A 26,379-nucleotide genomic window follows, 5' to 3' on the forward strand; every position below is an offset into this window, starting at 1 on the left:
CCAGCCTAAAACGCGTCCTAAAACATGATGGAGGTCGCGCCGGGTGAGGATCTCGGCAATGATGGCCATCTATTCGCCACTCCGATCCTACCAGGCCATGCTGTTCATTCCTCTTCCCTTCGTCGTTGCTCTTCTGCTGCTCATCCTCTTCGTTGCCGTCCTCAGGCGCGACGAGGAGGCGCAGCCCAACCTGCCGTTTCTGGCACTGATTCTGCTCGCCGTGCTGCAATCCGCCCTCTCCGGCCTGCGCTGGGGCTACGGGGTGCAGGCGGTGGGCGTGATCATGCCTGTCACCGCGGCGATGGTGCCGCCGCTTGCCTATGCCGGGGTTTCCAGGCTGGTGAGGACAAGCCGGCGGCCGCTGGCGGCGCGGATTGCGCTGCATGCCGTGCCCGCTGCCGTCATCCTCTTGTTGATGGTGGTCTGGCGGGATGTGATCGATATCGCGCTGGTGCTTGTCTTCGTCGGTTATGCCCTGGCGATCCTGCTTCTGATGCGGCCGGGCGCCGATGCGCTTCGGCTTGCGCCCTTCGAGGGAGCGGTGCCGGCCTATCGGGCAATCATCTTCGCGGCGGCGGCGCTGTGCCTGTCGGCTTCGGTCGATATCTTCGTCTTTTTCGATTTCACATGGGCGCATGGCGAGCATGCGCTGACGCTGATCAGCGTCAGCAATCTCGCGGTTCTCGTCATCCTCGGTATTGCGGCAGCCGCCGCCAGCCGAAGCCGGGCGCCGGCCGAGACGGTGGAGGCGGTGCTGAAGTCCGAAACGACCGAAGACAAGGAGACGATCGCCACGGTCGATGCGCTGATGGAGGCAAAAAAACTCTATCGCGACGCCAATCTCAATCTCGACCGGCTGGCCCGCAAGGCCGGCATTCCCGCCCGCCAGATCTCGGCGGCGATCAACCGGGCGATGGACAAGAACGTCTCGCAATATGTCAATGACTACAGGATCGGCGAGGCCTGTCGGCTGCTTGCCGCGACCCAGAAATCGGTGACCGAGGTGATGTTCGAGGTCGGCTTTCAGACCAAGTCCAACTTCAACCGCGAATTCCGCCGCGTCACGGATATGACGCCGCTTGCCTGGCGTGAGAGGAAGGGCGGATCAGGCGTCTCTTCGGCTTCGCCCTGAAATGACGCCTGTCCTCTTTCCAGCCTCATCCTGAGGCGCCCCGTAGGGGCCTCGAAGGACGGGGCTGGCCACCGGCGCTTCATCCAGCCAGTCTGCACCCACGCAATCACCCGCCCTCGTGGTTCGAGACGGCCCTTCGTTCGTCACTGCAATCGATTCACTGGATCGATTGCTCCGCTTCTCACCCTCACCATGAGGGCTGACCCGGGTGACTTTCCGCGTCACGTACACAATCGCGATCAAGCACCACCTAAAACGCGTTTGAGGTCGCGATCTGAGCCGGGTCGGCGATGATTGCTGCATGAACACGACATCAGAACATGACCGAGACCTTGCCGCCAAGCTGAGATCGCTTTCGATCGAGCCCGCGGCCTTCAAGACGGAACCGCCGGATCGTCAGACCCGGCGGCGGGTGATCCCAGGAGCAATGCTGGCCCTTGTCGCGACGGCATCGCTGGCGGTGGCGCTTCTCTATCGGCCCGATACGCTGGAGCGCATCGAGACTGTGCTTGCGGGTCTCATAGGCAAGGACGAGGCCGCGATATCCGTCAATGGAACCGACGTGCCCGCCGCCGGTCCTATCCGGGCTCTGCCCTCCAATAATCCAGCGGACAGGGCATTGCCGTCCCGGGAAGTCACCGGTTCCGGCTACGTCGTGGCACCCGATATCGCCACCATCTTCTCCAAATATGAGGGCCGGATCGTTGCCGTCGAGGTCGAGGCGGGCGACAGGATCGTCACAGGCCAGGTGCTGGTGCGGCTCGATGATGCCGGCGCCCGCTTTGCGCTTCAGGGAGCCGAGATCGTCCGGCAATCGGCGGAGTTGGCGCTGGCGGCGAAGACTATTGAATTGGTGCAGGCGCGGTCTTCCCTCACGCGCACCGAGCGGCTGGCCGGGCGCGATGCGATGTCGGCGCAGACGCTGGAGGAGGCGAAGACGGCGTTCGACACTGCCGAAAATGCCGCCCTGCAGGCACGGCAGGACGTGGCCAAGGCGGATCTCGATATCGACAGGGCGCGCGAGCAGGTGGAAGCGCTGACCGTCCGGGCGCCGATATCAGGCACCGTCACGCGGCTTACCGCACATGTTGGCGACACCGTGCTGTCGAGAGAGGACAGCGTCCGGGAGAATGAAAGCCTGCTTGCGATTGCGGATATGGCAACCATGGTCATCGATGCCGACGTGGCCGAGGCGAATATCGCGTTGATGCGGTCGGGCTTGCGTGGCGAGGCGGTGCTCGACGGCTTTCCCGACCGGCCCTTTGCGGTCGAAGTATCGAAGATCGCGCCAATGATTTCGCGGGAGAAGGGGACAGTGACGCTACGCCTGGCACTCTCCTCGCCGCCGTCAGACATGCGTCCCGCCATGGCCGCGCGCATCCGCCTTCTGGTGGGTGAGGCCGGGGTTAGCACAGACCATCAGCAAGGAGCAGAGCGATGACCGACACTCAAGAACCCTATATCGCGCTTCGCGGTGTCAGGAAGGCATTCAGGATCGGCGCGGAGACGATCCCGATCTTTTCCGGGCTCGACCTTTCCATTGCACGCGGCGATTTCGTCGCTGTCATGGGGCCGTCGGGTTCGGGGAAATCGACGCTGCTCAACATGCTCGGCGGCATTGACAGCCCCGACGGAGGGGAGATCAGGATCGGCCGCAGCCATCTCGAGCAGATGGGCGAAGGCGCCAGAGCCGCCTGGCGCGCACACAGCATGGGCATCGTCTTCCAGTTCTACAACCTGCTGCCGATGCTGAATGCGGGCGAGAATATCGAGCTGCCGCTGCTGTTGAAGCCGCTCAAGCGCAAGGAGCGGCGGGCGCGCGTTGAGACCGTCATGGATCTGGTCGGGCTCTCCGGGCGGCAGCGGCAGTTTCCATCCAGCATGTCCGGCGGGCAGCAGCAGCGCGTCGGCATCGCCCGCGCCATCGTCGGCGATCCCGACCTTTTACTCTGCGACGAACCGACCGGCGATCTCGACCGGAAATCGGCCAATGATATCCTCGAGATGCTGGGCTTTCTCAATCGCGAGCTTCAGAAGACCATCATCATGGTCACGCATGATCCCGAGGCCGCCTCCTTCGCTCGGCGCACGCTGCATCTCAACAAGGGCGAATTCGCCGAGGGGGCAGGCCGATGACCTTCTTCGAACTGATGCGGCGCAATGCCTGGCGCAAACGGCTGCGCGCCGTGCTGCTGATGTTTTCCGTCGGCATCGCCTTCCTGATCTATGGGCTGACGGCGAGCTTCGTCAGCGGCAGCCAGGGGGCGGCAGGGGCCAGCGACAATCTGCTCGGCGTCTTCAACAAATCGGGCCGGGGGCTGCCGCTGCCCTTCGCCTATCTGAACAGGATCGCGGACGATGGCGATGTCGCCGCCGTCGCCTATACCGCGCGCATGCGCGGTTTCGTCGAAGTCGCGAAGAATGTGGTTGTCGTCAGCGCCGTCGATCCGAGCACGATTGCCGCCGCCAATGGCAAGGAGCTCGGGCTGACGCCGGAGCTGATCGCGGCGCTGGAGGAGGGCGGCGACCGGGTGCTGGTTGGCAGGGCGTTGGCGGAGGCGCAGGGCTGGTCGGTCGGCCAGCGCATCGGCGTCACCAGCCAGGTCATGAAGGAGGACGGCAGCCGTGATTGGAGCTTCGTGATCGCGGGTATCTTCGAGGGGGCCGATGCCAGCACCGACACCTATTTTATGCTCGCTCGCTACGACACGATCAACGCGGCCCGCGCCCGCGACAAGGATACGGTCGACGCCTTCGTGGTGCGCCCGCGCGAGGGCGTTTCATCAGGCCTGCTTGCGGCGCGAATCGACGCGCTCTTCGCCAATTCGGCGGCTCAGACCAGGACGCAATCGGAAAAGCAGTTCCTCGAGGCCTTTCTCCGGCAATTCGCCGATGTCGGTCTGATCGTCGGCCTCGTGGTCGGCGCCGCCTTCGTGACGATCCTGATGATCGCTGTGAACACCATGCTCTTTGCCGTGAGGGAACGCCGCTTCGAAATCGGCGTCATGAAAGTGCTCGGCTTTTCCGGCGGGCGGATCATGGCGCTCATCCTCGGCGAGACGCTGTTCATCTTCGCCGTCGGCGGCGCGGGCGGGCTCATTCTCGCCAAGCTCGCGACGCTTTCGATCGGGCCGGCATTCGGTCTCGTCTTCAGCGCCGAGGTGCTGCTGAAATCCGTCGCCATCATTGCCGGTCTCGGCCTCATGACCGGCCTGTTGCCCGCCTTCAGCGCCATTCGCCTGCCCATCGTCAACGCCTTCAGAACGAGATAGTCGAATGTCATCAACGCTCAAGCAGATCTTTCTCATGATCAGAGTCAACCTCGGCAGCCTGCCGCGGCGGTTGGCGATCTCGTTGTCGATGGTGCTCTCGGTCGCCCTCGTCGTGGCGGTGCTCGCAGGCTTCCTGGCGATGGCGCGCGGCTTCGAGGCCGCGCTTGCCGGGGCAGGCTCGCCCGATGTCGCCGTCATTCTCGGCGGCGGCACCAACCAGGAGACCGGCTCGGATGTGCCGGCCGAGGCGATCCGCACCCTTGCCGCCGTGAGCGGCGACACGGGGATTGCCGGCGACGGTGCGGGCGGGCTGATGCTATCGCGCGAGACCGTCGTTCCCGTCGATATCAGGGCAAGCGACGGTGCCGACCAGACGTTGTCGCTGAGGGGCATGGACGTGGCAGGCCCGGGCTTGCGCGAGCGCGCCCGGCTTTCTGAAGGTCGGCTGTTTTCGCCCGGCGCCCGCGAGATCGTCGTTGGGGCCCGCATCGCTCAGACTTTCTCCGGCTTTGCCGTCGGTGAGACGGTGCGCCTCGGCGCGGTCGACTGGAGGGTCGCCGGCCATTTCACCTCAGTCGGCAGCGCCTTCGAATCCGAGATCTGGGCGGATCTGGAAGCGGTGCAATCGGCCTTCGACCGGCTTGGGCAAGTGCAGAGCCTGCGGGTGCGGCTCGATGGCGGGAACGATGCCGCGAGCGCATTGGCGACGTTGCGTGCGCGCCTGTCCGGTCTCTCCGGTCCGCCGCTCTCTGCCGTCTCCGAGGCCGATCTCTATGCCGCGCAGGCCGAGCGCATTGAGAGCCTTATCCGCCTGTTCGGCTGGCCGATTGCGCTTTTGATGGCGGTCGGCGCCACGGCCGGGGCGCTGAATACGATGATGAGCTCAGTCTCCGACCGGACCGTCGAGATCGCTACACTGCGGCTGCTCGGTTTCGGCCGCCTGCCGGCCTTTGCCGCGACCTGGATCGAGGCCGTGCTGCTTTCCGTCGCGGGTGCGGCGTTCGGCATCCTCGCCTCACGTCTTGCCTTCGACGGCTGGCAGGCAAGCACGATGGGCGCCAACAACACCAAGATGGCCTTCCAGCTCGACGTCACCCCTGACGTCATCCTGACTGCGGGTTTGCTGGGTCTTGCGATCGGCATCATCGGCGGCGCGCTGCCGGCGCTTGCGGCGACGCGGTTGCCGCTGAGGGCTGCGTTACAGGCGAGGGGGTGAAATCGCGCCGCGGTCATCACCCGCCCTCGTCCTTCGAGGCTCCGGCCTTTGGCCTGCGCACCTCAGGATGAGGGCTGATCGGTGTGCCTTGCTGTCTAACCGCATTCCGAGGTGCGACCTCTCTCCAGCCTCATCCTGAGGTGCCCCGCAGGGGCCTCGAAGGACGGGGCTTGGCCGCTGCGGTTAGTCGGAGTGCCGTGCCGCCAGCCGTCAAGGAACGATGCGAAGCCTCGGATTTATGCAATTACAGTGCCAAAAGTTTTTCGGACAGGTTGCAGCTTTCCGGCATCGTATCAGACCCTGCGCGATTGCCTGTGGAATAAGGCCCGCGAGCCCGCCCTCTGCCCCATTGACAACATCTTATCGCCTTCTTGCCGTGGCCGGTTGCCCCCGCCGCATCCGATCGGCCGATCCTGGTCGATCCCGGCGGCGACATAGCGATCCGACGAACAGGGCAACATGGCGATATGACAGTCTACTATGTGAACTCAGCAACTGGCTCCGACCGCAACAGCGGAACGGGCCAGAAATCGGCTTTTGAGACTTTGTCCAAAGTGGAATCCTTGAAGCTGAAACCCGGCGACAGCGTGCTCCTTGCCAAGGGGAGCGTGTTCAACGAGCAGTTCGATGTCAAATATTCCGGCAGCGAGAGTGCGCCGATCAAGATCGGCAGTTACGGGACGGGTGCGGCACCCGTCATCCACAGCAGCGGCGACGGCATCCACAGTCTCTATGCCTCGAACATCGTCATCGAGAACCTGAAGATATCGAATACCGGCGGTGCGGGCATCTATGGCGGCAGTGTCACGAACTGGACGGTCCGCGACGTCGAGATCGCCAAGACGGGATTGTCGGAAAACGCAGGCGCCGTCACCTTCCGGAGCAGCAAGAACGTGACGGTCGAAGACAGCAAGATATCGGGCGTCAAAGGCGACGGCTTCTGGATCGAAAAGGTCGCCGGCGTCAAGCTTCTCAACAACACCGTCACCAGCGCGAGCGGCTCGACGGCCGATGCCGTGCAGATGAATGACAGCAGCAATATTCTGATCAAGGGCAATCATCTCGACCAGACGCATGCCAGCAGCCCCAAGGGCGTGATCGCGCTGGTGCGGGACACGAATGTCGTGGTCGAGGACAATGTGCTCACCGGCGGCGGCTTCGGCATCAGCGCGCAGGCGGGCAAGAACGTTGCCATCCGCGACAATGACATATCCGGATATCACGGTTACAGCTGGTCCTTCGCCGTCGGTCTCGGCGACCAGGGCAATGCGCGGGACTATGATATTTCAGGCAACCATATTCATGACGGCGCGTGGGGCGTTGCCGTCAGCGGGCCCATCGGTGCCAGCTATAGCCGCACGAATATCAAGGTTCACGACAACGTCTTCGACGACCTCTCACAGGCGGCGCTGAAGGTCGACAGGCCGGCATCCGGCTCCTTCACCAACAATACGATCGAGACCGGCACCAAGGCCACCAGCATATCGCCGGCCATTGCCGACGCGCATACCTTCACCGTCAAAGGCAACCATACGGTCGCCAATGTCGAGACCGCGCTGGCAAGCCCGGTTGCGAAGACCGCGGCAGTCACGGAGGCCTCCGCGGATCCGGCGGTTGTCGCCGTCCATGACAATTTGAAGATCTTTACCGATACGGGCGACGCCCATCGCGGCAATCTCCTCGAAAACGACAGCTCGGACAATGACACCCTGGTGCTGCGCCGCTTCGGGGACGAAACCGTCGGCAAGCACGGCCTGACGCTGACCGGCGAATACGGTGAGATCCACGTGGACCGGGAAGGCAACTATGCCTACACTCTCGATGAAACGAAACTCCCTGACCATAGCGGACATGTGAGCGAGTCGTTCAGCTACGGGATCAACGATGGAACCTCGCATCATAGCGACGGGGATACGCTGACCGTCTTCATCCACCTGGATGGCTTGCTGAGCTGAGGTGAGGCTGCCGGGAGCGGCGCTATGCCGGGAGGCGTTCCTTCCGAGGAAGCGTTGCTCTTGCCATCAAATGGCTCCGCAGTGTCCCTCATCCGGCTGCCGCCGGGTGAGGGTAAGGGGCTGCAATGCGGCCTCAACCTTTCCGGCTTGCGACTGACCTGAAACAGGACGTCTCACCTCTGCGACCATACGTCGCCGAGGGTACGATTATCGTTCATTCACCTTTCGGTCGTTATTTAGTAGATTGTTTTCGTATAAGTTGTCATTTCCAGGATACCGCCTCCGCCAGGCGTTCTCGAGACCAAGGCAGGCCCACAGGGTCTGCCAACCGTCGTGAGGGCAATATCGAAGGCCTTTAGACATGGCCTTTAGCCCCGACCGCATCCGATCCACGCGTCGCAGCCGATTCAGACGGCTGCGCGGCATTTCGAGAACAAGGCGATATGGCAATCTATTATGTGAATCCAGCGATAGGCTCCAACAGCAACAATGGAACGAGCGAGGATACGCCGTTTTCGTCGTTCTGGGCGGTGGAAAACTTGAAACTGCAGCCGGGCGACAGCGTGCTGCTCGCCGCCGGAAGCGTGTTCAACGATCAGCTTGACCTTAAATACTCCGGCAGCGTTGCGGCTCCGATTACGATCGGCAGTTATGGTGTCGGCGATGCGCCGGTCATCCATAGCCCCAACGACGGCATCCACAGCCTCTATGCATCGAACATCGTCATCGAGAACATCAAGATCTCCGACACCGGCGGCGCGGCCATCTATGGCGGCAGTGTTTCGAACTGGACGGTCCGAAACGTCGAGGTCGATCACACCGGACTGGCGGGCAAGTCGGGTTCGATCACCTTCCGGACCGGCTCGAACATCACCATCGAAAACAGCACGATCAACGACGTGAACGGCGACGGCGTCTGGATCGAAAAAGTCAACGGCGTCAATTTTCTCAACAACACCGTCACCAACGCCCACGGCACCGCGGCAGATGCCGTCCAGATGAACGACAGCAGCAATATCGTGATCAGCGGCAATTACCTCGACCAGACAGGCGCCGCTACGCCGAAGGGCGTCATCGCGCTCGTTCGGTCCGTAAATGCCTTGGTCGAGGACAACGCGATTATCGGTGGTGGCTTCGGGATCGGCGCACAAGCCGGCACCAACGTCGCTATCCACGACAACGATATTTCAGGCTATGGCGGCTACAGCTGGTCCTACGCCATCGGTCTCGGCGACCAGGGCAATACGCGGGACTACGATATATCGGGCAACTATATCCATGACGGCGCATGGGGCGTGGTGGTCAGTGCCGCCGGCACGACCAGTTATGTTCGCGAGGGTATCGAGATCCACAACAACGTCTTCGACGACCTGTCTCAGGCAGCGCTGAAGGTCGACAGGCCGGCATCCGGCTCCTTCCACGACAATGTCATCGCCAGCGATATCAGGCCCTACAGCATATCTCCCGCCATCATCGCCGCGAACACCTTTCCCGTCAGCAACAACACGACGCTCGACGAGGCCCAGGCGACGATGCTTGCGAGCAGCGATAGTCTCGCGGTCGGCGATACGACGCACACGGACACGGCGCCTGCGCTTGTCGCAACGCATGACAGCCTGAAAATCTCCTCCGATCTGGATGGCGCCCATTACGGCAATCTCCTCGAAAACGACAGCTCGGCCAATGGAACCCTGCTGCTTCGCCGCTTCGAGGGCGAATTCGTCGACAAGGACGGCGTGACGCTGACCGGCCAATACGGCACCATCCATGTCGACAGTGACGGCGATTACACCTATACGGCCGATGCGGCAAAGCTCGCCGGACTCAGCGGAGACGTGAGCGACACCTTCCACTACAAGATCTCCGATGGGACTTCGCTGCATTTCGACACGGATACGTTGATCGTCTCCATCCATGTGGATGACCTGCTGAGCTGATGGGGATGCCGGCAGCAAATGGCGTTGCATCATCGCGGCGGCAGTCCGCCCGGCACTTGCGAAGTCTCATTGATCGCCGAGCAGGATCCTGATGACGTCGACTTCGATTTCCGCGCAGATGATTTCATATTCGGTGATGATTGCGGGATCGGCCGATCTATCCCGGCGCATGCGATCGAGGACGACGCAGGCTTCGCCGTAGGCGCCACATAATTCATAAAGATGAGGCTGGCTCGCCGCAACTGCTCTGATCGTTGCCCGCGTCGCAGGCAGCCTCATCATCAGCCTGGCCAGCCCCTGTTCCGCGGCTTGCCGGGTGAGGTAGGCTACGCCTTCTTTCCTGACCATGCCGTCATTCCTCGCTGCCTGTGTTTTCCTATTCAGGGGTACGCAAGACTCATCCCCTCACTAGTACGCAGGAATGCTGCATCTGGTTTCATGCCGGATGAAGGATTAGTGGCGCAGTGCCGCAAACAGCCGGTGCTACCAGCGCAGGAGGCGGGGGCCGAGCAGCGCGCCGATTGCACCGGTCAAGAGGATGCCGAGCGAATACCAGAGGGTCACGAAGGGCAGGCCGTTTTCCGTGCAGAACCAGGAATAGACCCAGGCGCCGGATGCGCCGGCGGCAATACCGGCGATGAAGCCTGTGATGCCGAGGTTGCTCGGGGCGCCGCCACGGAGAACCCAGGTATTTGCGATCAGGATCGGCATGGCAAAGGCAAAGATCAGCAGCGGGCAATGTAGGGCGGAGGAGCCGAGCACCAGCACGGGGTAGCTTGCGGCCGGCGACAAAGCGAGCTGAATGACCGCCATGACGGCGAGGGCGAGTACGATGGCCGCGGCAATCCCGAAAAAGCGGCCTTCCGAGCCATCCGGCCGGGACAGGCGGTAAGCGGCTGCGAAGGCGGCGATTGCGAGCAGGGCGTTGTAGGCGGACTTGATCCAGAAGACCGGCAGCATCAGCGCCTCTGCCATATCGGTGCGAAGGCCGAAAACGATGAGCATCAGCAAGAGTGAGATCGCCAGGGCGGGTAGGACGGCGAGCACGAAGCGGCGTTCGAGCGCATGTCTCGGCACCGGCTTCAGATCCCGGACAAGGCTGTCGATCACGTCCTCAGTCTCTCTCACTTTCCACCTCGCAATCTTGCCGCCAGCGCCTTGATGCCTCTGTGAACGCCGACCTTGACCGCCGATTCCGACTGTCCGGTGCGGCTTGCCGTATCGGCCACCGACTGCCCCTCGAGCTTGACCTGACGGATCAGCTCCTGCTGGTGCTGCGGCAGGCCGTTCAACAGCCGTTCGACATCCATGCGCGCTGCAATCGCATCCTCCCTGAAATCGTCTTCGATCTCCTCGTCCAGCTCCATTTCCGCCTTGTACCGGCCGCCATGCTTCCGGTGATGGTCGATCAGCTTGTAGCGGGCAATCGAGAAGAACCACGCGGTGAACGGCCGCTCCCTGTCATAGGTCGCCCGGCGCGAATGCAGCGCCAGCAACGTCTCCTGCACGAGATCTTCCGTGTCGGATTTCGCGGTAGTGCCGATCCGCCCGCCGTAATAACCGACGAGCAGGGTTCGCAACGTCACGAGCAGACGCCGATAGGCTGCCTCGTCCCCGTCGAGGGAAAGAAGCATCAGCATCTTCAGTGCTTGTTCCGAATGGGCGCTCGTCATGTCGTCTGCAATATCATTCGGGTGGATGACGCTTTGGTTACAGGCGGGTTCAAAAAATCTTCCGGCGGCAATTCAAAGTGTACAGCGTCCTTTGCGCGTCTCTAAAAGACGCGCGTGCTGTAGCGCTATCACATAAGCGTGAGGCTGTAACCGCCTTCGCAAGGGGATCGAATTCAGGACTGTGAGCCGTCGGCGGGTGCCGGCGGACATGTCAATCGATCCGAGGAGACCCTCATGACCAAGATCCTTTCCAGCCTTGCTGCCTGCACCTTCGTCATCGGCCTGTCGCTTGCCGGCGCCGCCAGCGCCCAAAGCAGCGATGCCATGAAGAAAGACAGCATGAAGACCGACACGATGTCGAAGGATGCGATGTCCAAGGATGCGATGTCGAAGGACGCAATGGCGACCGGCAGCACCAAGGCCGACTGCATGCACAATGCCGGCATGGAGAAGGACACGATGAAGAAGGACACGATGATGAAGGCCTGTGATGCGATGAAGTAAGCTTTAGCCGCGGCCGCTGAAACTATTTGGCCGGCGGCCGCGTCCTTTCTCGCGAAGACCTTTCATGTCGATCCGGAGGAACTACAATGGCCACGACCGATGCCGGCATGGCGAGCGGACGCACGCTCTTCTACCGCCATGGCCTGCTGGTGCGCCTGTCGCACTGGGTAAACGTGCTGTGCATGACGGTGCTGCTGTACAGCGGCCTGCAGATATTCAACGCCCATCCGGCGCTCTATTGGGGCCAGTACGGCGCCGACAACGATCCGTCCTTCATTTCCATGGGGGCGGTACAGGAAGGCGATGCGCTGAAGGGCGTGACGCACTTGGGCGGATTGAGCTTCGATACGACGGGCATTCTCGGGGTTTCGAATGTCGACGGCGAGGCCGCGGTGCGCGGCTTTCCGAACTGGCTGACCTTGCCGAGCTACCAGGATCTGGCATCGGGCCGGCGCTGGCATTTCTTCTTTGCCTGGCTGTTCGTCATCAATGGCTTCATCTATCTCGCCTATGGTTTCGTCAGCCGGCATTTCCGCCGCGATCTGCTGCCGGCGGCCGAAGAGCTGAAGCCTTCGCATCTCGGCCATGAGATCGTCAGCCACGCCCGGCTGCGCTTTCCCAAGGGGGCCGAGGCCCGCCACTATAATACACTGCAGAAACTCGCCTATGTCGCCGTGATCTTCGTGCTGTTGCCGCTGATGATCGGAACGGGGCTTACCATGTCGCCGGGCTTCAACGCGGTCGCGCCCTGGCTGCTCGATCTGTTCGGCGGCCGGCAATCGGCCCGCACGCTGCATTTCCTGACCGCCTTCTCGCTCGTCGCCTTCGTCGCCGTGCATGTGGCGATGGTGCTGGTCTCGGGCGTGTTCAACAATTTGCGTTCGATGGTCACCGGCTATTACGACATCGGGCAGGGAGGAAAGTCATGAGCCGCATCATCACCAGGCGTCGCTTCCTGATCGGCGCGACCATGACGGCATCAGCGCTGGGGCTCGCCGGCTGCGATGCCCTTGTCGAAAACGATCGGACGAAATCGGTGTTGAAGATCGCCGAAGGCCTCAGCATGAAGACGCAGCGCTTCCTGCTCGGCGACGACGCGCTCGCCCGCGAATTCACCGAAGCCGATATCTCGCCGACCTTCCGCGCCAACGGCACGAGCATGCCCGACAATGCCCGCTATATGGACTGGATGAACCAGCGGTTTTCGGGCTGGAAACTCGAGGTCGGCGGGCTGGTCGACAAGCCGATGCAATTGTCGCTGGCCGAGCTGAAAGCCCTGCCGGCCCGCACGCAGATCACAAGGCATGACTGCGTCGAGGGCTGGAGCGCGATCGGCAAATGGACCGGCGTGCCGCTCGGCGCGCTGCTGCAGGCGGCGGGCCTGAAACCCGAAGCCCGCTACATCGTCTTCCACTGCGCCGACGAATATGAAAAGACGCTCGACGGCAGCGGTTGGTATTACGAAAGCATCGATCTCGTCGATGCGTTTCACCCCCAGACGATCCTTGCCCACACCATGAACGGCCGCAATCTCGAAGTTGCCCACGGCGCGCCGCTCCGGCTCCGGGTCGAGCGCCAGCTCGGTTACAAGCAGGCAAAATACCTGACCGGCATCGAAGCCGTCGCCGATCTCGGCCAGCTTTACGGCGGCAATGGCGGCTTCTGGGAGGATCGCGGTTATGAATGGTATGCGGGCATATAGTCCCTGACGACATGCCGACCTTGACGCTTTCCTCGTGTCGGGTTCCACGGCCGGAGAGGTCGTCGTGACCGAGTGTGCGGAACTCCGCCGCTGCCGCGCTCAGGCAGAGAGGCCGATGGTGATGGTAGCGGATAGCACGCCGCTATCGAGCTTTTCGAAATCGAACATGTAGTCGGCCGCATCCTCCGGGATGAGGCCGTCCTCGTCGTTGCGCGTATTGCGGGCAGGGCGCCCGAGATAGTCGGGATGCTCACCATAGATGATATCGCTCAGCACATCGTCGAAATAGATCTGGCTGACGAGAAGCTCCTTGCCCTCGACGAGGATGCGGCAATGAACATGCGGCGTGCGGCCCTTGTACCATCCGGGATAGGCCGTCAAAAAGCTTGCCTGCCCCTTGGCATCCGTCAGCTGGCGGCCGCGGAAGGCAAGACCGCTGATCGCCTCGGCATCGCCGAAGGTGCACATCTCCGCAGCCTCGCGGCCGGAATAGATGCCGCGGTGATCGGTATGCCAGATTTCGATATCGGCATTTTCGACCGGCCGGCAATCGGCCGCGTGGACGATCCGAACGGCCAACCGCATAGGCAGCCCGGCCTTTCCTTCCGAAATGTCCTGACGGGCCGGGACATTGTTGACATGGCAGGGGCCAAGGGTCTGGGCGACGGTCACAACGCAATTCGGACGGGTACGGAAGAGCGCCTCGGGCAGCTTTTCCAAGGTAACCGACTTTGTGCCGCCGCTTACGAAATCCGTTCCATTCCAGTCGAATGTCCTGGCGGCAACAACGACATGCCGCCGCGGCCAGATCGCCACCGCAACCACGGATGATGCGACAATGGCCGCACCTCCAAGCACAAGGGTCCGCCTTTTCATCTGTCTTCCTTTGCCTCAAGACGCAGGATTTAAGGAGGGTAGACCGGAAATTCCAATTAAATCTCGGCAATGATCGGCGGCAACGAAATCATCTGCATCAGATGCCCGTCGAGACGGCAGGTGGGTCCCGAAGCGGCCATTCCTGTTTGCAGGCGGATTGACGAGAAAGCGTATTCTGCCGATGTTAGCAGATGGACGGTTGCTCCAAGGCGCCCATTGGGCTCCATTCGCGTAAAAGCTGCTGTAAAGCATTGAATTGCCGGATAATTTTATCCTAGAATCGATTCCGCTTTGAACTATGCAGTAGGTATCCAAAATTCGTTTCCGAGCCAGGGCAGAGGCATATGGAACCAACCCACTTGTTCGAGCTCGTCATCGCGATGTTTCTTGCGATCATCGCGCTGCACTATGCGGCCCACAGGCTCGGATTGCCGCCGTCCGTCGCGCTGCTGACGGGTGGCGCCTTGCTGGCGTTTGTGCCGGGGTTGCCGGCGATATCAGTCGATCCGGAGCTGGTGCTGGTCATCTTCCTGCCGCCGCTCCTAATGGACGGCGCCTGGGCCATCGCGCTCGCGCGGTTGCGGCGCCATATGATCGGCATCGCCTCGCTGGCCATCGGCGCTGTGTTGTTCACCTGTGCGGTGGTGGCCGTCGTGGCCCATCTTATCTTTCCATCGCTTCCCTGGGCAGCCTGCGCGGCCCTTGGCGCGATCGTTGCACCCCCGGACGCGGTCTCGGCGCGCGCCGTGCTCGAGCGAGTCAGGCTGCCGCGGCGGCTGCAGATTCTTTTGGAAGGCGAGAGCCTGCTCAACGATGCGACCGGCCTGGTTCTTTTCCGTTTTGCCGTTGCCGCCGCCGCAACGGGAGCCTTCAGCGCGGGGGAGGCAGTCGGCAGCTTCCTCGTGCTGGCGCTCGGCGGCGCCGTCGTCGGCGTCGTTGTGGGAACGGCATGGGTCAAGTTCATCCGGCGTCTCGGCGACGAATATCTGATCATCGCAGCCACGGTGCTGCTCGGCTGGATTTCCTATCTGCTCGGAGAGCTGCTGCATGTTTCCGGCGTCATCGCCACCGTCACCACCGGCCTGATCGCGTCCTGGCACCAGCACACCGTATTTTCAGCCGCAACGCGCATGCGCGGCACGTCGTTCTGGACCGTGATGATCTTCCTGATGGAAGCTTCGGTTTTCACCCTGATCGGCCTCTCGCTGCGGGATGTGGTCGAACGCGGCGGCGGCTTGACCACCGTGATCGCGACGATGGGACTACCGATGCTGGCGATCCTCGTCACACTTGTGGTGGCGCGTTTTGCCTGGGTTTTTGCCTCCGATCTCGTCATCAGGTTCTGTGCAGCCCTGGGGATGACGCGAGCTCAGCCGCTCGGCGCTGGCGGCGCGACGGTTCTCAGCTGGGCAGGCGTGCGCGGCGTGATCACGCTCGCCCTGGCGCTCAGCCTGCCCGAGGGGTTCCCGGGCCGTGACTTCATCCTCGCCACATCCTTTGCCGTCATTCTCGGAACAGTGCTCGTGCAGGGCACGACATTGAGGCGGGTGATCGCCTGGGCGCGGCTGGCGCCGGAGACGGAAAGAGCGCGCCTCACAATGAGCCAAGCCGAAGCCGCCATGGCACAGGTGCAGCTCGGGATCGTCCAAAACCTGGCATATGACGCAGAGGGAACGCTCATCCACCCGCAATTGCTGGAGCGCTACCAGCGCAGGGCGACAGCGATCGTCGATTATGCCGAGAGAACCGAGCATTACGTGCCGGTGCTCCATGCTCATTTCGACGTCGTTCTCGAAGCGGTTGCATCAGGGCGCCGCGAACTCATTCGCCTCCATCGCGCCGGCGACATTGACGACGAAACGTTAGACGAGCTGGAACGGGATCTCGATCTCGAGGAACTGAGCGCGATCTCGGCCAAGGCGTGAGGTTCAGCGCCTCGCGCCCTTCGATATCATCGTCAACGCATTACGATACGCCGCCGACGAGCGGCGTTCTGCCCTTAAATGGCAATCTGCTCGCCAAGTTCGACGACGCGGTTGGACGGCAGGTTGAAGTAATCGGAGGGATCGATGGCCAAGCCTTCCAGCGCCATGAATATGCGCTCCTGCCAGGCGGGCAGCCCGGTATTCGGCGTCCTGACGAGGTTCCGGCGGCCGAGATAGAAGGAGGTCCTCATGATCTCGAACTTGAAGCCGCCCTCACGGCAGAGAGCCAGCGCCCGGGTGACATCAGGGTCGTCCATGAAGCCGAAGGTGATGTCGAGGCGCACGAAACGCGGCGAGAGCTGGCTGATCCTGATGCGGCGGCTATCGGGAACATAAGGTTCGTCCTCGGTCCAGACGGTCAGGATGACATTCTGTTCGTGGAGCACGTGATTGTGCTTGAGATTGTGGAGCAGAACATTCGGCGTGCGATCCGGGACGCTGGTCAGGAAGACTGCCGTTCCCGGAACAGTGACCGGCGAATGCTCCGACTTTCGTTCGATCGACCGGATGAAGGAATCGAGCGGGATCTCGTTGTTGGCCCGCAGTCGCTTCAGATAGGCCTGTCCTCGGGTCCATGTCCACATCAGGATCATGATCGCCAGCGCCAAGGCGACCGGAACCCAGCCGCCATCGTGGATCTTTAAAAGGTTGGCCGCCAGGAACAGGACTTCGATGATGAAGAGCGGCAGCAGCAGGAGGGTGGCGAGCACGAGGGAGTAGCCCCAGACGGCCCGGAGGAACTGGAAGACCAGCATGGTGGAGATTACCATGGTTCCGGTCACGGAGATGCCATAGGCCGTCGCCAGCGACTCGGAGTCGCCGAAGGAAAAGATCAGCATCAAGACGCCGACCAGCAGGAGAAGATTGACGGCCGGCACGTAGATCTGGCCGGTGTTGGTCTCCGACGTGAACTTGATGCGCAGTCTCGGCAGGAAGCCGAGATGAACCGCTTGTCGGGCCAGCGAAAATGCGCCCGTTATCACCGCCTGGCTGGCGATGATCGTTGCCATCGTCGCCAGGAGAACCACCGGCAGCAACGCCCAATCGGGATACATCAGAAAGAACGGATTGGTGGCCGCTTCGGGATGGCTAAGAACCAGCGCGCCTTGGCCGAGATAATTCAGGAGCAATGCCGGAAAGACGAGCACGAACCATGCCATCTGGATCGGGCGGCGCCCGAAATGCCCGAGATCGGCATAGAGTGCTTCGGCACCCGTCACCGTGAGAAACACGGCGCCGAGCACGATGAGGCCGACGGTGCCGGCATGAGCGAGGAACGAGAGCGCGTTGATCGGATTGAGGGCGGTAAGAATCCTCCAGTCGTCGCCGATATGGATCAGGCCGCCTGCTGCCATGGCCAGAAACCACAAGACCGTGATCGGCCCGAAAAACATCGAGACGGCGGCCGTTCCCCGGGACTGGACGGCAAAGAGAACGATCATGATCGCAGCCGACGCAAGCGGGACGTATTCGGCAAAGGCCGGCGTGACCAGCTTCAGGCCTTCGAGCGCCGACATGACGGACAGGGCCGGCGTGATCATCGCATCGCCGATGAAGAGGGCTGCTCCGATCAGGCCGGCGAAGAAGAGCACGGGCACGTTTCGCCCCATCTTCTTCATCAGGAGGGCGAGAAGCGAGAGCGTGCCGCCTTCGCCGTCATTGTCCGCCCTGAGAAGGAAGAGCACATATTTGAAGGTCACGATGATCGTCAGCGTCCAGATCATCAGCGAAATGAGACCGATGACCTCGGCTTCGTGTACGCCATCGGCGGCAAACGGCCTCAGCGCCTCGCGAAGGGCATAGAGCGGGCTGGTGCCGATATCGCCATAGACGACGCCGACCGCGCCGATGACCAGTCCGACGAAGCCTTTTCGGCCAGCACCTTCACCCGTATTGTCTGCATGTGTTGACGTCATGGTTCCCCGCTCATGCCACTTGGCCATGGACACAAACATATGCCGCATTGCAGAACGGCAAGTAAATTGATGTGGGTGTGAATTTTTTGTGGGGGGTGGAGGCGGATGTGGGCGTGGGAGCGTTGTGTATTCGGGGAGCGCGCAAACTCCAAACCTTGTCGCGCTCCCCGTGATACTCTGCGTCAATCAGCGAACAGACGCGCAGCTCCCAACGTCATCAGGCTTGACGTGGCCGGATTGAAGATCGCTCCATTGCGGTATCGACGGATCAGGGCCGCCGATCGTTGCCTCGAACGTGGCACGGTCCACCTTGATGAGGCGTCCTGACGACGTGATGCTCACCATCTCCTTTTTGCTGACATAAGCCAGGCTGGCATTCAGCCGGCAGAAGAACCGCTTACTGCTGTTCGAAACGACCCAGCCGTAGCCGCCGGCCTTGCCTTTGGTGAGTTTGCCGACGGCATAACCCTGCTTTTCAAGCTTCGAAAAGGATTCCGCCTGCGCAATGTCCGGCATAAAGGCAAAGCCGATCACCGCGCCGACGAGCAGCCCGACAAAGCCCTTCCAGCCGGCACGTGCACCCGTATTGTTTATATGCGTCGACGCCATAGTTCCCCTCTCGTGCGACTTGCCCATGGGCACAAACATATGCCGATTGCAGAACGGCAAGTAAATTGAGGTGAGTGCGAATTTTGTGAGGGAGGGGAGGTGGACGTGGACCGAGCAGCTGCGCGTTACAGAAATACCAGCGGCCGCCAACCATGCGTGAAATCAGCGGCGGCTGTATCATGCTGACAGAGACTGTCAGCAAGGGTGGTTGACAATCCTGAGAGCGCGGCTTTTTGAGCTAGAGCATGATGCCGAAAAGTGTGAGCGGTTTTCGGACGACATCATGCTCTAACTATATAATGTAGAACAGGATTCAGATTTTAGGCCGACCCGGCCTAAAATCACCCTGTTCTAGCGCCATTTCGTCGGAAAGTCCGGCTATCCGCGGGATCGCTCCGCTTCGATCTCGCCCCAATCGGAGCAGAGTGTCGAGATGAAGCCGCACCACCGCATTTTCTTCATTCAGTTTGCCGTGGCCCTTTCGCTGGGGGCGTTTGTCTCGCGGTTGCCCGACCTTCAAATCAAGTTCAGCCTGACAGAGGGAGAGCTGGGCCTTTTGCTCGCTGTCATGTCCTCCGGGGTTCTCTGCGGGTTGACGTTCTCGGTGAGGCTCATCGAGAGGCTCGGTGCGCGCACCACGGCCTTCGTCACCGTCTTCGGTGCGGCGCTGTTTTTCGCGCTGATCCCCTGGATGCCTTCAGCTCTTCTGGCGGTGCCGTTGTTCTTCATTGCCGGCATTTTCACCGGCGCATTCGAGATCAACGCCAATATCGAAACCGATCGCCATGAGGCGTTGCTCGGGTACCGCATCATGAGCCGGGCTCACGGCATGTGGAGCCTCGGCTTCTGCATCACCGCCCTTGTTGCCGCCGGCATGCGGCAGGCCGCTGTCTCCATCGAACTGCATAGCTTCATCACCCTCGTGACCGTCTTGGTTGCGGGGTCGATCGTTTTCGCCAGGATCGAGAACGCGCCCCAGCGGCAGGACGCGCACCCGGGAGATAGTCCGCATATCGCTTTTCCGACGATCGGGCTGCTGCCCCTTTGCCTGATAGGCGCAGCTCCGCTTCTTGCCGAAGGCGCAAGCGTCGATTGGTCGGCGATCTATATGCGCGACGTATTCGCGGTCGAACCCTTCGTTGGCGGGCTCAGCGTGACCATTTTCTCCTTGCTCATCGCCATCGGACGGCTCGGCATGGACCCCGTCATCGACCGCTTCAATCCGCGGCCGGTCGCAATCACTCTCCTTGGGATCGCGGCCGTCGGTGTTGTCATGGTTGCGACGGCGACACATCCTGTTGTCGCGCTCGCAGGCTTTGGCCTGACGGGTATCGGCTGTTCTTCGGTCTATCCGCTTGCCATCTCGGCTGCGGCCCGACGCACGGATCGACCCGCACCCGTCAACGTTGCAGCGCTCGGGCAGACGACGTTCCTTGTGTTTTTCGCCGGGCCGCCACTGCTCGGTTTCGTTGCCGAACACTTCGGCATCCGCTTTTCGTACTGGGCGGTCGTGCCTGTTCTCGCCGCAGCACTGCTGGTCACCAGGGCACTTGCCGCGGATCCTGCCCCGGTCACAGGCCAACCCGAACCGGCGCAACCACACGGTTGACACGCCACGCCGGCCTCCGCTGTCCTAAGCTCATTCACGTCCGCAACCGGAGGGGCAACCTCCGGCTTTTGCTGGTGAATTGGGTGAGAGCGATGTATTTCCCATCACGTCGAAGTATTATTAGCGGCCATCGGAAATATAGCTCGTATAGGTGAGGAGCTAATTCCGCGCACTGTCGTCAACTCTTGGCGAATGGTTTTGCTGCTCAAGCATTGCGAACGCAGTCCATCTCGTCTGAATAGACCTAGTTGGGATGGCGAAACTTCCAGCCTTTCGGCCCAGCAAAACATATGTTTTGCGGGGTTTCGATGGTCGTGTCCGGCCAAAAGGCAGGCTCGCCTACGGAGCTTCGCGCCTCGCTTCGGACAAATTTCTGCCGCCAAAATGCCAGTATTAGTTGTTTCTAAATCACGCCATAATTCGCATCTACGTTGCCGCGCCTGTTTTATTCTTCGCCACATTTCGGAATTTCAACATTATACAAACAATGGTGGGTAACTATGAAGGTTATTCTCGTCATCGTCCTCACGGCGCTTGCCGTGCCCTGTGAGGCAGACATGCTCGTTACGGCGTCCCGATACAAAAGCATGCACGAACGCTCCATCTCCTTCCTCAGCATCAATCCGCGCAGGGTATCGTGGTGCGGGGCGTTCCTGGCCTTTGTCGCCAAGCGATCTTCGCGGCAACCGCCGCCCAACCCCAACTTGGCGGCGTCCTGGAGGAAGTTCGGTAAGCCGGTCGGCGTCCGCTCCGCCAGGCGAGGGGATGTCGTGGTGATCCGCACCGGCCGGCGCTTTCATGTGAGCCTGTTCGATCACATCGATCAGCGCCGGCAGTACGTCTACCTGTTCGGCGGCAACCAATCCAACCGAGTCCAGCTATCCAGATATCGCGCCAGTTCGGTCGTCGCCGTGCGACGATGATGCCGGCCTAAGGGAGCAGGCATCGCTTCTGAAAAAGGTGAAGTATCGCTCCTTAAAAACCTCTTGTCTACAAAAGATGATTGAATTCAATATCTTGACGTTGATATAGAGGTTTTTAAGGGGCTAACTTTCTATAAAGCAGGCAGGCAGTTTTTGCCGCAGATGTTTCGGGCTTTCCCGGAAAAAGTTTGGCTTCTCAAAAATCGTTCCAACCTCGACGGCAGCCGCCCGGCAAGTCGGCTTTCAGGTCTTGCGCGCCCTGACGTGGAGGAAGATCGGCGCGATGCGGGTATCGGCGACCATTGGCTCGGCGAGCGCCACCTCGACTGACGCCATGGGCTCGCCGAAAGCTTCGATCGTCAGCCCCGCTTCGACGATCATCGACACCCAGGTCGACAGCGTCCGGTGAAAACGCGGAATGGCAAAGGGCGTCAGCGTCGCCCGTTCTTCCTCGGGGATGGAGGAGAAAATCCAGCGCTCGACCCGGCCGTCGCTCTCGTCGAAATAATCGGCAATCTCAACGGCGACGGGCTCGCCGGCCTGATTGCGGATATTGCGCCGCGTCGGCGGCACGAAGCAGGGATGCAGGATCGAAAACTGCAGGAAGCCGCCGGGCTTCAGGACGCGGTGGATGCGCTTCAGCACCTGGCGCTGATCGGCCATGTCCATCATCGACATGAAGGCGGTGACGAAATCGAAACTCGCCTCCGGGAAATCGATGCCTTGGCCGTCGCCGAGCACGTAATCAATGCCGAGCGGCGCTTGCGCCTCGGTCTCGCGGGCATAACGAATGAAGGTCGGGGCGATGTCGAGACCGATCATGCGGGCGCCGAGGCGAGCGACGGCGCGGGTGTTGGAACCTTCGCCGCAGCCGAGATCGAGCCCGGCAAGGCCCACGACCGGCGGCAGCATCTTCAGAAAGGCCGGCGTGTTCAGCGCGTCGCGATACTTGTCGTAACCGGCGCGGCTATAGAGCGTCCAGGTCTCGGCATTGCTCTCCCAATGGGCGGCGACATCATTGGCGTTCATGGCTCTGCTCCTTGCTCGATCTGGATGGGCGGGGAGCTATAGGCGGTGCGGGTGACAATGGGAAGACAGGCCGTCCACTGTAAGTTGTTCACGCCTATGGATCATGACCAAGTTCGCGTGCACTATCATGCGATCGAGAGGATAGGGGGCTGCTGTGTCCGACGAAGTGATCATCCGTGAGCTGGTCGGCCTCGATCAGACGATGACAATTTTCCCGCTGTACAGCCAGGTTAGTCGCCTGAGTGAGGCCGTGGTTTGCCAACGACTTTCAGCCATGTTTGCACAGGGCAACTATCGCTGCATAGCAGCCTACATCGACGAACGGATGGTGGGTGCGTCGGGTTTCTGGACCGGCACTCAGTTGTGGTGCGGCAAGTATGTCGAGGCGGACAATGTAGTGGTAGACAGCGCCCAGCGCAGTCAAGGCATCGGTGGCAAGATGATGGCGTGGATCGAGGCGGAGGCGGAGCGGATTGAATGCGCGGTGATCCGTATTGCCATGGTGCTGGGAAGGGAGCGTACGCACCAGTTCTACGCGAGAAACGGCTACTTCGACGACGGCCTGCTGATGGTGAAAGCCCTAAGTCGCGGTGCGGCCGAGTTTCCGGAATATGTCTCTCAACAAGTTTGACCGGTCCCGCAGCTTGGCCGCAAGTGCCACCACTGGCGCAAAGCGGGACGGACGGAAGAATTGCCCGCCTTGTGCGGGCGGCGATTTTGCGGTCGCGTGACCGAGTTTAGAGATGCCGGGGTACCTTGACCTTCAGTAGCTGCACGAGCACGGGGTCCATGAAATCATAGTCGTCAGGAATATCAAGGCATATCAACCGTTTGCCCTTGAGGGCTGAGCGATGCCGGCTCTGGACTTTCGTACGGTGAGCTTTCTCCATGACGAAGACGATATCGGCCCATTCGATGAGCTCGTTCGATAGTGGGATTTCGGCATCGTTGTTCGTGCCGGCCGAGGAGACCTCGATCTCCGGCCAGCCCGCGAAGACCTGTTCGGCCGTCGGGCTGCGAAGCTTGTTCTGACTACAGACGAACAGGACGTTTTTCACGTTTCGATCTCTCTTGGGGTGAGCGAGGCCCGCGATAGCACAATTCCGTGTCCGGGCGCACCAAGGGAGTTGATGCGTCACCGCAGGTTCACACTCTTGAACGCGGCGATGATGCTTTGGGCGGCGAGTTGGGCCTCATCTGACGTCGTTTGGAAATTGGTGACGGAGAGGCGCAGGACGTCACGGCCGCGCCATTTGGCGCCGCCGGCGAAGATGATGCCGTCCGCCTGGATCTTTGCGATCGTCTTTCGCGTCAGCGCGTCGCCTTCTTCGGAGGGCAGGTCAGTTCCGAAGCGGATGACGAGCTGGTTCAGCGTCACCTCGTTCAGAGTGGCGATGCCCGGTTGTTGCGACAGGAGATCGGCCACCAGCCGCGCTGAGGCGCAACACTGGTCGATCAAGGCGGCGATGCCGTCGCGGCCGAGATGTTTCAGCATCGCCCAGGTGGCAAAGCCGCGCGCTCTTCTCGAAAGCTCGGGCACGTAGTGGGAAGGATCGCGTTCGCCTTCGCCGGCGAGCGGCAGGTAGCTCGCGGCGATCGTCATGGCGCGGCGATGGGCGAGCTCGTTGCGGACGATCGCATAGCCGCAATCATAGGGCGTCTGCAGCCATTTGTGGCCGTCTGTCGCCCAGCTGTCGGCCGCTTCGATGCCGCGGCTGAGGTGGCTGGTCTTCGCTGACGCCTGCGCCCAGAGGCCGAAGGCGCCATCGACATGCACCCAGGCGCCTTTCGCCTTCAGCGGCGGGATGATCCTGCCAAAATTGTCGAAAGCCCCGGTATTGATCTGCCCAGCTTGAAGAACGGCGATCAAGGGACCGCCGATGGAATCGAGCGCCCCCACGAATGCCGTCGGGTCGATCCGGCCCATGGCGTCGGTGGGCAGGCGCAGCACGCGATCATGGCCGAGGCCGAGGAACTGAAGCGCGGAGAAGACGGTCGTGTGGGCGTCGTCGCCGATCAGCACGGTAATCTCCGGCGCCCCGAACAGGCCCTTTGCGTCGGCATCCCAGCCCACCTGACGCAGCACCTCGCCGCGGGCGGCGGCAAGGCAGGTGAAGTTCGCCACCGTCGCGCCGGTGACGAAGCCGACCGAGCTTTCGGCCGGCAGCTTCAGGAGATCGAGAAGCCATCTCGCCGCGACGGTCTCGACGGCGGCTGCGGCCGGGGCGGCGGCATGGTTTCCGGCATTCTGGCCCCAGGCGCTGGTGAGGAAATCGGCCGCGACCCCGACCGGATGGGAGCCGCCGATGACCCAGCCGAAAAAGCGCGGCCCAGTGGTTGCATGCAGCCCGGGTTCGGCGCCGTCCGAAAGACGCCTGATGACATCAAGCATATCGGAACCGGCCGCCGGCAGCGGCTCGTCGAAACAGGCAAGCGAGGCGGCGTAGTCGTGGGTGGGCATATGGCGGGCGCGTGCTGCCTGCCGGAACGCGGCCGCAAGCCGGGCGGCTTCCTGAAACAGAGATGCGATTGCCGACATGCGAATCCCCCTGCCGCCGCCGATCCTGAGGGGCTGCCCTCAAAAGCAGGCTGCTGGCGCCAAGCAATCGCCGACGCTGTCTTCGCCCGGGAGGCCCAGATCGGGGCTCCGGGGCCTTCTCGTGCTTGCCGAGACCTCAAGACAAATTGAGCATCGGCGAGAGGCTTCCTAAATATATACAATAATTACCTTATCCAGTGTTGTCCATTTCTCAAATTTGCGGCTCTTGTTGAAAATGATTGCCTTCGCTTCAAGTATCGTTCAATGATGTGGCAATATCATTTGCGCCATTGTCAAGTTGGCGCTGCCAATCAGCGAGGGATATGCACTGAAATATTTCCTTCTCTACGCGCTGACATGCACGTTGGTCGGGATAGTTCTTCTCTTCATTATCCATGAAGTTGTACCGTTCACGAGCGACAAGCCAACCGATCAATCGGTGGTCGGCTCAACTGATGAGCCAGTTGGCGGGCCAACCGAGCAATCGGTCCGACCAACCGGTGAGCCGTTGAACGCGGCAACCGGCAAGCCGATGCCGGCGCCAACCGGCGAGCCGGTGCCCAGGCGAACAACCGATCAATCCGCCGTCCAGCCAGCCGATCCCTTGGTTGTCCGATCCACCGGCCAGCCGGTCGACGGGCCAGCCCGCGAACCGGTGGTCGGGCCAACCGGCGAACCGGCTACGAGGCCGCCCGATCAATCGGTGGTTGGTCCGACCGGCGAACCGGTCGTCCGGAAGGGTGGCCGGCTGGGGAGCCCGGCGCAGTGATCGGCGCTGAGATGATGGATTCCGTTCGATCTCGTAACGCCGAGCATGGGCTGAAGTACGAAGCTTGCTGACACCGGTTGACGGTTGGGACCATCTGTATTGAGAGTACCTCTCATCTTGCAGGAGGTTCAGATGGATGGAAGCGGCACGACGATCAGGCATATCCAAGCAGACGAAGTGGAGGCTTTTCGGCGCATCCGTCTGGAAGCGCTTCACACCGAACCGTCCCTCTTTGCAAGCCGCTACGAGGACTGGGAGGCTCTTTCTCTCGAGGAGTGGCGCAATCGCCTGAACGAGCCGGTTTTCATCGCCTTTCAGGATGGCGAACCCGTTGGCATAACGGGCCTGCTTCGACAGCGGTCGAGCAAGATGGCCCATCGCGCGACGATCATCATGGTCTACGTCAGAAGGAGCCTGCGCGGAACGGGGCTTGCCGCGAGACTGCTCAGTGCTGCCGCCGATCACGCGCGCGATATCGGCATCCTGCAACTGGAACTCTTCGTCAGCGCGGAGAATCCGGCGGCAATCCGGTTCTATCAGCGGGAAGGATTTTCCGAGATCGGCAGGATTCCCGGCGGGGTTCTGGAGGAGGGCAGGGAGATCGACGACGTCATGATGGCTCGCCGTCTGGTCGGTTAGGTCTCAGGCCGATGTTTCAGCGCATGTCGGCTTGCCTGGCCTATTGACCTCAAGTGGGGTTGGGGTTGCAGCATGCCGGCATGGGCTGGAGGTT

At 61.5% G+C, this 26,379-nt stretch carries 25 protein-coding genes; 16 read left to right on the forward strand and 9 right to left on the reverse strand.

Annotated elements, in window-relative coordinates:
* Positions 1-58: 58 nt before the first annotated feature.
* The 7 genes from B5P46_RS19615 to B5P46_RS19645 all read left to right on the forward strand — a co-directional run bounded on the left by B5P46_RS19615 (position 59) and on the right by B5P46_RS19645 (position 9,512).
* Positions 59-1,132 (forward strand): helix-turn-helix domain-containing protein, encoded by a 1,074-nt coding sequence (locus B5P46_RS19615; protein ID WP_129420166.1) that lies wholly within the window; start codon positions 59-61, stop codon positions 1,130-1,132.
* 301 nt (positions 1,133-1,433) lie between these two features.
* A complete protein-coding gene (locus B5P46_RS19620) occupies positions 1,434-2,573 on the forward strand; it encodes an efflux RND transporter periplasmic adaptor subunit (protein WP_245456197.1) in 1,140 nt (379 codons plus the stop codon).
* Positions 2,570-3,268, forward strand: coding sequence for an ABC transporter ATP-binding protein (locus B5P46_RS19625; RefSeq protein ID WP_129420167.1), 699 nt, complete (start codon positions 2,570-2,572; stop codon positions 3,266-3,268). The genes B5P46_RS19620 and B5P46_RS19625 overlap by 4 nt, the downstream gene beginning before the upstream one ends.
* Positions 3,265-4,404 (forward strand): ABC transporter permease, encoded by a 1,140-nt coding sequence (locus B5P46_RS19630; protein ID WP_129420168.1) that lies wholly within the window; start codon positions 3,265-3,267, stop codon positions 4,402-4,404. The genes B5P46_RS19625 and B5P46_RS19630 overlap by 4 nt, the downstream gene beginning before the upstream one ends.
* A 4-nt stretch (positions 4,405-4,408) precedes the next feature.
* Positions 4,409-5,620 carry an ABC transporter permease gene (locus B5P46_RS19635; protein WP_129420169.1) on the forward strand — a complete coding sequence of 404 codons (1,212 nt, stop codon included), beginning with the start codon at positions 4,409-4,411 and terminating at the stop codon, positions 5,618-5,620.
* A gap of 467 nt (positions 5,621-6,087) precedes the next feature.
* On the forward strand, positions 6,088-7,575 hold the full coding sequence (locus B5P46_RS19640; protein WP_129420170.1) for a right-handed parallel beta-helix repeat-containing protein: 1,488 nt from the start codon (positions 6,088-6,090) through the stop codon (positions 7,573-7,575).
* 443 nt (positions 7,576-8,018) lie between these two features.
* A complete protein-coding gene (locus tag B5P46_RS19645; protein WP_129420171.1) occupies positions 8,019-9,512 on the forward strand; it encodes a right-handed parallel beta-helix repeat-containing protein in 1,494 nt (497 codons plus the stop codon).
* 66 nt (positions 9,513-9,578) lie between these two features.
* Here the strand turns inward: B5P46_RS19645 and B5P46_RS19650 are convergent, their stop codons facing one another.
* The 3 genes from B5P46_RS19650 to B5P46_RS19660 all read right to left on the reverse strand — a co-directional run bounded on the left by B5P46_RS19650 (position 9,579) and on the right by B5P46_RS19660 (position 11,185).
* Positions 9,579-9,860 (reverse strand): nodulation protein, encoded by a 282-nt coding sequence (locus tag B5P46_RS19650; protein ID WP_129420172.1) that lies wholly within the window; start codon positions 9,858-9,860, stop codon positions 9,579-9,581.
* Between the two features lie 135 nt (positions 9,861-9,995).
* Positions 9,996-10,640 (reverse strand): NrsF family protein, encoded by a 645-nt coding sequence (locus B5P46_RS19655; protein ID WP_129420173.1) that lies wholly within the window; start codon positions 10,638-10,640, stop codon positions 9,996-9,998.
* Positions 10,637-11,185, reverse strand: coding sequence for a sigma-70 family RNA polymerase sigma factor (locus tag B5P46_RS19660; RefSeq protein WP_129420174.1), 549 nt, complete (start codon positions 11,183-11,185; stop codon positions 10,637-10,639). The genes B5P46_RS19655 and B5P46_RS19660 overlap by 4 nt, the downstream gene beginning before the upstream one ends.
* A gap of 234 nt (positions 11,186-11,419) precedes the next feature.
* Between B5P46_RS19660 and B5P46_RS19665 the strand changes: the two genes are divergently transcribed.
* From B5P46_RS19665 to B5P46_RS19675, 3 genes are all read left to right on the forward strand, one after another.
* Positions 11,420-11,689 carry a pentapeptide MXKDX repeat protein gene (locus B5P46_RS19665; protein ID WP_018485766.1) on the forward strand — a complete coding sequence of 90 codons (270 nt, stop codon included), beginning with the start codon at positions 11,420-11,422 and terminating at the stop codon, positions 11,687-11,689.
* An 86-nt stretch (positions 11,690-11,775) separates the two neighbouring features.
* A complete protein-coding gene (locus B5P46_RS19670) occupies positions 11,776-12,618 on the forward strand; it encodes a cytochrome b/b6 domain-containing protein (RefSeq protein WP_129420175.1) in 843 nt (280 codons plus the stop codon).
* Entirely contained in the window at positions 12,615-13,391 is a 777-nt protein-coding gene (locus B5P46_RS19675; RefSeq protein WP_129420176.1) for a molybdopterin-binding protein, read from the forward strand. The genes B5P46_RS19670 and B5P46_RS19675 overlap by 4 nt, the downstream gene beginning before the upstream one ends.
* A 99-nt stretch (positions 13,392-13,490) precedes the next feature.
* Here the strand turns inward: B5P46_RS19675 and B5P46_RS19680 are convergent, their stop codons facing one another.
* Entirely contained in the window at positions 13,491-14,267 is a 777-nt protein-coding gene (locus tag B5P46_RS19680; protein ID WP_129420177.1) for a protocatechuate 3,4-dioxygenase, read from the reverse strand.
* Positions 14,268-14,611: 344 nt separating this feature from the next.
* Here B5P46_RS19680 and B5P46_RS19685 point away from each other — a divergent pair, with 344 nt between their 5' ends.
* Entirely contained in the window at positions 14,612-16,192 is a 1,581-nt protein-coding gene (locus B5P46_RS19685) for a Na+/H+ antiporter (protein WP_129420178.1), read from the forward strand.
* Positions 16,193-16,266: 74 nt separating this feature from the next.
* Here the strand turns inward: B5P46_RS19685 and B5P46_RS19690 are convergent, their stop codons facing one another.
* On the reverse strand, positions 16,267-18,168 hold the full coding sequence (locus B5P46_RS19690) for a potassium transporter Kup (protein WP_129420179.1): 1,902 nt from the start codon (positions 18,166-18,168) through the stop codon (positions 16,267-16,269).
* Between the two features lie 186 nt (positions 18,169-18,354).
* Positions 18,355-18,777, reverse strand: a complete 423-nt coding sequence (locus B5P46_RS19695; protein ID WP_129420180.1) for a hypothetical protein — start codon at positions 18,775-18,777, stop codon at positions 18,355-18,357.
* Between the two features lie 433 nt (positions 18,778-19,210).
* Between B5P46_RS19695 and B5P46_RS19700 the strand changes: the two genes are divergently transcribed.
* A complete protein-coding gene (locus B5P46_RS19700; protein ID WP_129420181.1) occupies positions 19,211-20,386 on the forward strand; it encodes an MFS transporter in 1,176 nt (391 codons plus the stop codon).
* Positions 20,387-20,886: 500 nt separating this feature from the next.
* On the forward strand, positions 20,887-21,309 hold the full coding sequence (locus B5P46_RS19705) for a TIGR02594 family protein (protein ID WP_129420182.1): 423 nt from the start codon (positions 20,887-20,889) through the stop codon (positions 21,307-21,309).
* Positions 21,310-21,552: 243 nt separating this feature from the next.
* Here B5P46_RS19705 and B5P46_RS19710 read toward each other — a convergent pair whose 3' ends face one another.
* Positions 21,553-22,338 (reverse strand): class I SAM-dependent methyltransferase, encoded by a 786-nt coding sequence (locus B5P46_RS19710; protein ID WP_129420183.1) that lies wholly within the window; start codon positions 22,336-22,338, stop codon positions 21,553-21,555.
* Between the two features lie 154 nt (positions 22,339-22,492).
* Between B5P46_RS19710 and B5P46_RS19715 the strand changes: the two genes are divergently transcribed.
* Positions 22,493-22,969: a GNAT family N-acetyltransferase gene (locus B5P46_RS19715; RefSeq protein WP_129420184.1), complete on the forward strand. Its 477-nt coding sequence runs from the start codon at positions 22,493-22,495 to the stop codon at positions 22,967-22,969.
* A gap of 106 nt (positions 22,970-23,075) precedes the next feature.
* On the opposite strand, the gene B5P46_RS19720 is transcribed toward B5P46_RS19715, so the two are convergent.
* Entirely contained in the window at positions 23,076-23,396 is a 321-nt protein-coding gene (locus B5P46_RS19720; RefSeq protein ID WP_129420185.1) for a low molecular weight protein tyrosine phosphatase family protein, read from the reverse strand.
* Between the two features lie 77 nt (positions 23,397-23,473).
* On the reverse strand, positions 23,474-24,877 hold the full coding sequence (locus B5P46_RS19725; protein ID WP_129420186.1) for a pyridoxal phosphate-dependent decarboxylase family protein: 1,404 nt from the start codon (positions 24,875-24,877) through the stop codon (positions 23,474-23,476).
* A 298-nt stretch (positions 24,878-25,175) separates the two neighbouring features.
* Here B5P46_RS19725 and B5P46_RS19730 point away from each other — a divergent pair, with 298 nt between their 5' ends.
* On the forward strand, positions 25,176-25,646 hold the full coding sequence (locus tag B5P46_RS19730; protein ID WP_129420187.1) for a hypothetical protein: 471 nt from the start codon (positions 25,176-25,178) through the stop codon (positions 25,644-25,646).
* A 132-nt stretch (positions 25,647-25,778) separates the two neighbouring features.
* Positions 25,779-26,285, forward strand: coding sequence for a GNAT family N-acetyltransferase (locus B5P46_RS19735; RefSeq protein WP_129420188.1), 507 nt, complete (start codon positions 25,779-25,781; stop codon positions 26,283-26,285).
* The last annotated feature ends 94 nt before the right edge of the window (positions 26,286-26,379 follow it).

The organism is Rhizobium leguminosarum (assembly GCF_004123835.1).
Lineage (GTDB): Bacteria > Pseudomonadota > Alphaproteobacteria > Rhizobiales > Rhizobiaceae > Rhizobium > Rhizobium leguminosarum_M.

Coding starts and splice junctions, on each gene's coding strand:
- B5P46_RS19615 (WP_129420166.1), top strand. CDS start 59: ATGATGGCCATCTATTCGCCACTCCGATCCTACCAGGCCATGCTGTTC.
- B5P46_RS19620 (WP_245456197.1), top strand. CDS start 1,434: ATGAACACGACATCAGAACATGACCGAGACCTTGCCGCCAAGCTGAGA.
- B5P46_RS19625 (WP_129420167.1), top strand. CDS start 2,570: ATGACCGACACTCAAGAACCCTATATCGCGCTTCGCGGTGTCAGGAAG.
- B5P46_RS19630 (WP_129420168.1), top strand. CDS start 3,265: ATGACCTTCTTCGAACTGATGCGGCGCAATGCCTGGCGCAAACGGCTG.
- B5P46_RS19635 (WP_129420169.1), top strand. CDS start 4,409: ATGTCATCAACGCTCAAGCAGATCTTTCTCATGATCAGAGTCAACCTC.
- B5P46_RS19640 (WP_129420170.1), top strand. CDS start 6,088: ATGACAGTCTACTATGTGAACTCAGCAACTGGCTCCGACCGCAACAGC.
- B5P46_RS19645 (WP_129420171.1), top strand. CDS start 8,019: ATGGCAATCTATTATGTGAATCCAGCGATAGGCTCCAACAGCAACAAT.
- B5P46_RS19650 (WP_129420172.1), bottom strand. CDS start 9,860: ATGGTCAGGAAAGAAGGCGTAGCCTACCTCACCCGGCAAGCCGCGGAA.
- B5P46_RS19660 (WP_129420174.1), bottom strand. CDS start 11,185: ATGACGAGCGCCCATTCGGAACAAGCACTGAAGATGCTGATGCTTCTT.
- B5P46_RS19665 (WP_018485766.1), top strand. CDS start 11,420: ATGACCAAGATCCTTTCCAGCCTTGCTGCCTGCACCTTCGTCATCGGC.
- B5P46_RS19670 (WP_129420175.1), top strand. CDS start 11,776: ATGGCCACGACCGATGCCGGCATGGCGAGCGGACGCACGCTCTTCTAC.
- B5P46_RS19675 (WP_129420176.1), top strand. CDS start 12,615: ATGAGCCGCATCATCACCAGGCGTCGCTTCCTGATCGGCGCGACCATG.
- B5P46_RS19680 (WP_129420177.1), bottom strand. CDS start 14,267: ATGAAAAGGCGGACCCTTGTGCTTGGAGGTGCGGCCATTGTCGCATCA.
- B5P46_RS19685 (WP_129420178.1), top strand. CDS start 14,612: ATGGAACCAACCCACTTGTTCGAGCTCGTCATCGCGATGTTTCTTGCG.
- B5P46_RS19690 (WP_129420179.1), bottom strand. CDS start 18,168: ATGACGTCAACACATGCAGACAATACGGGTGAAGGTGCTGGCCGAAAA.
- B5P46_RS19695 (WP_129420180.1), bottom strand. CDS start 18,777: ATGGCGTCGACGCATATAAACAATACGGGTGCACGTGCCGGCTGGAAG.
- B5P46_RS19700 (WP_129420181.1), top strand. CDS start 19,211: ATGAAGCCGCACCACCGCATTTTCTTCATTCAGTTTGCCGTGGCCCTT.
- B5P46_RS19705 (WP_129420182.1), top strand. CDS start 20,887: ATGAAGGTTATTCTCGTCATCGTCCTCACGGCGCTTGCCGTGCCCTGT.
- B5P46_RS19710 (WP_129420183.1), bottom strand. CDS start 22,338: ATGAACGCCAATGATGTCGCCGCCCATTGGGAGAGCAATGCCGAGACC.
- B5P46_RS19725 (WP_129420186.1), bottom strand. CDS start 24,877: ATGTCGGCAATCGCATCTCTGTTTCAGGAAGCCGCCCGGCTTGCGGCC.
- B5P46_RS19735 (WP_129420188.1), top strand. CDS start 25,779: ATGGATGGAAGCGGCACGACGATCAGGCATATCCAAGCAGACGAAGTG.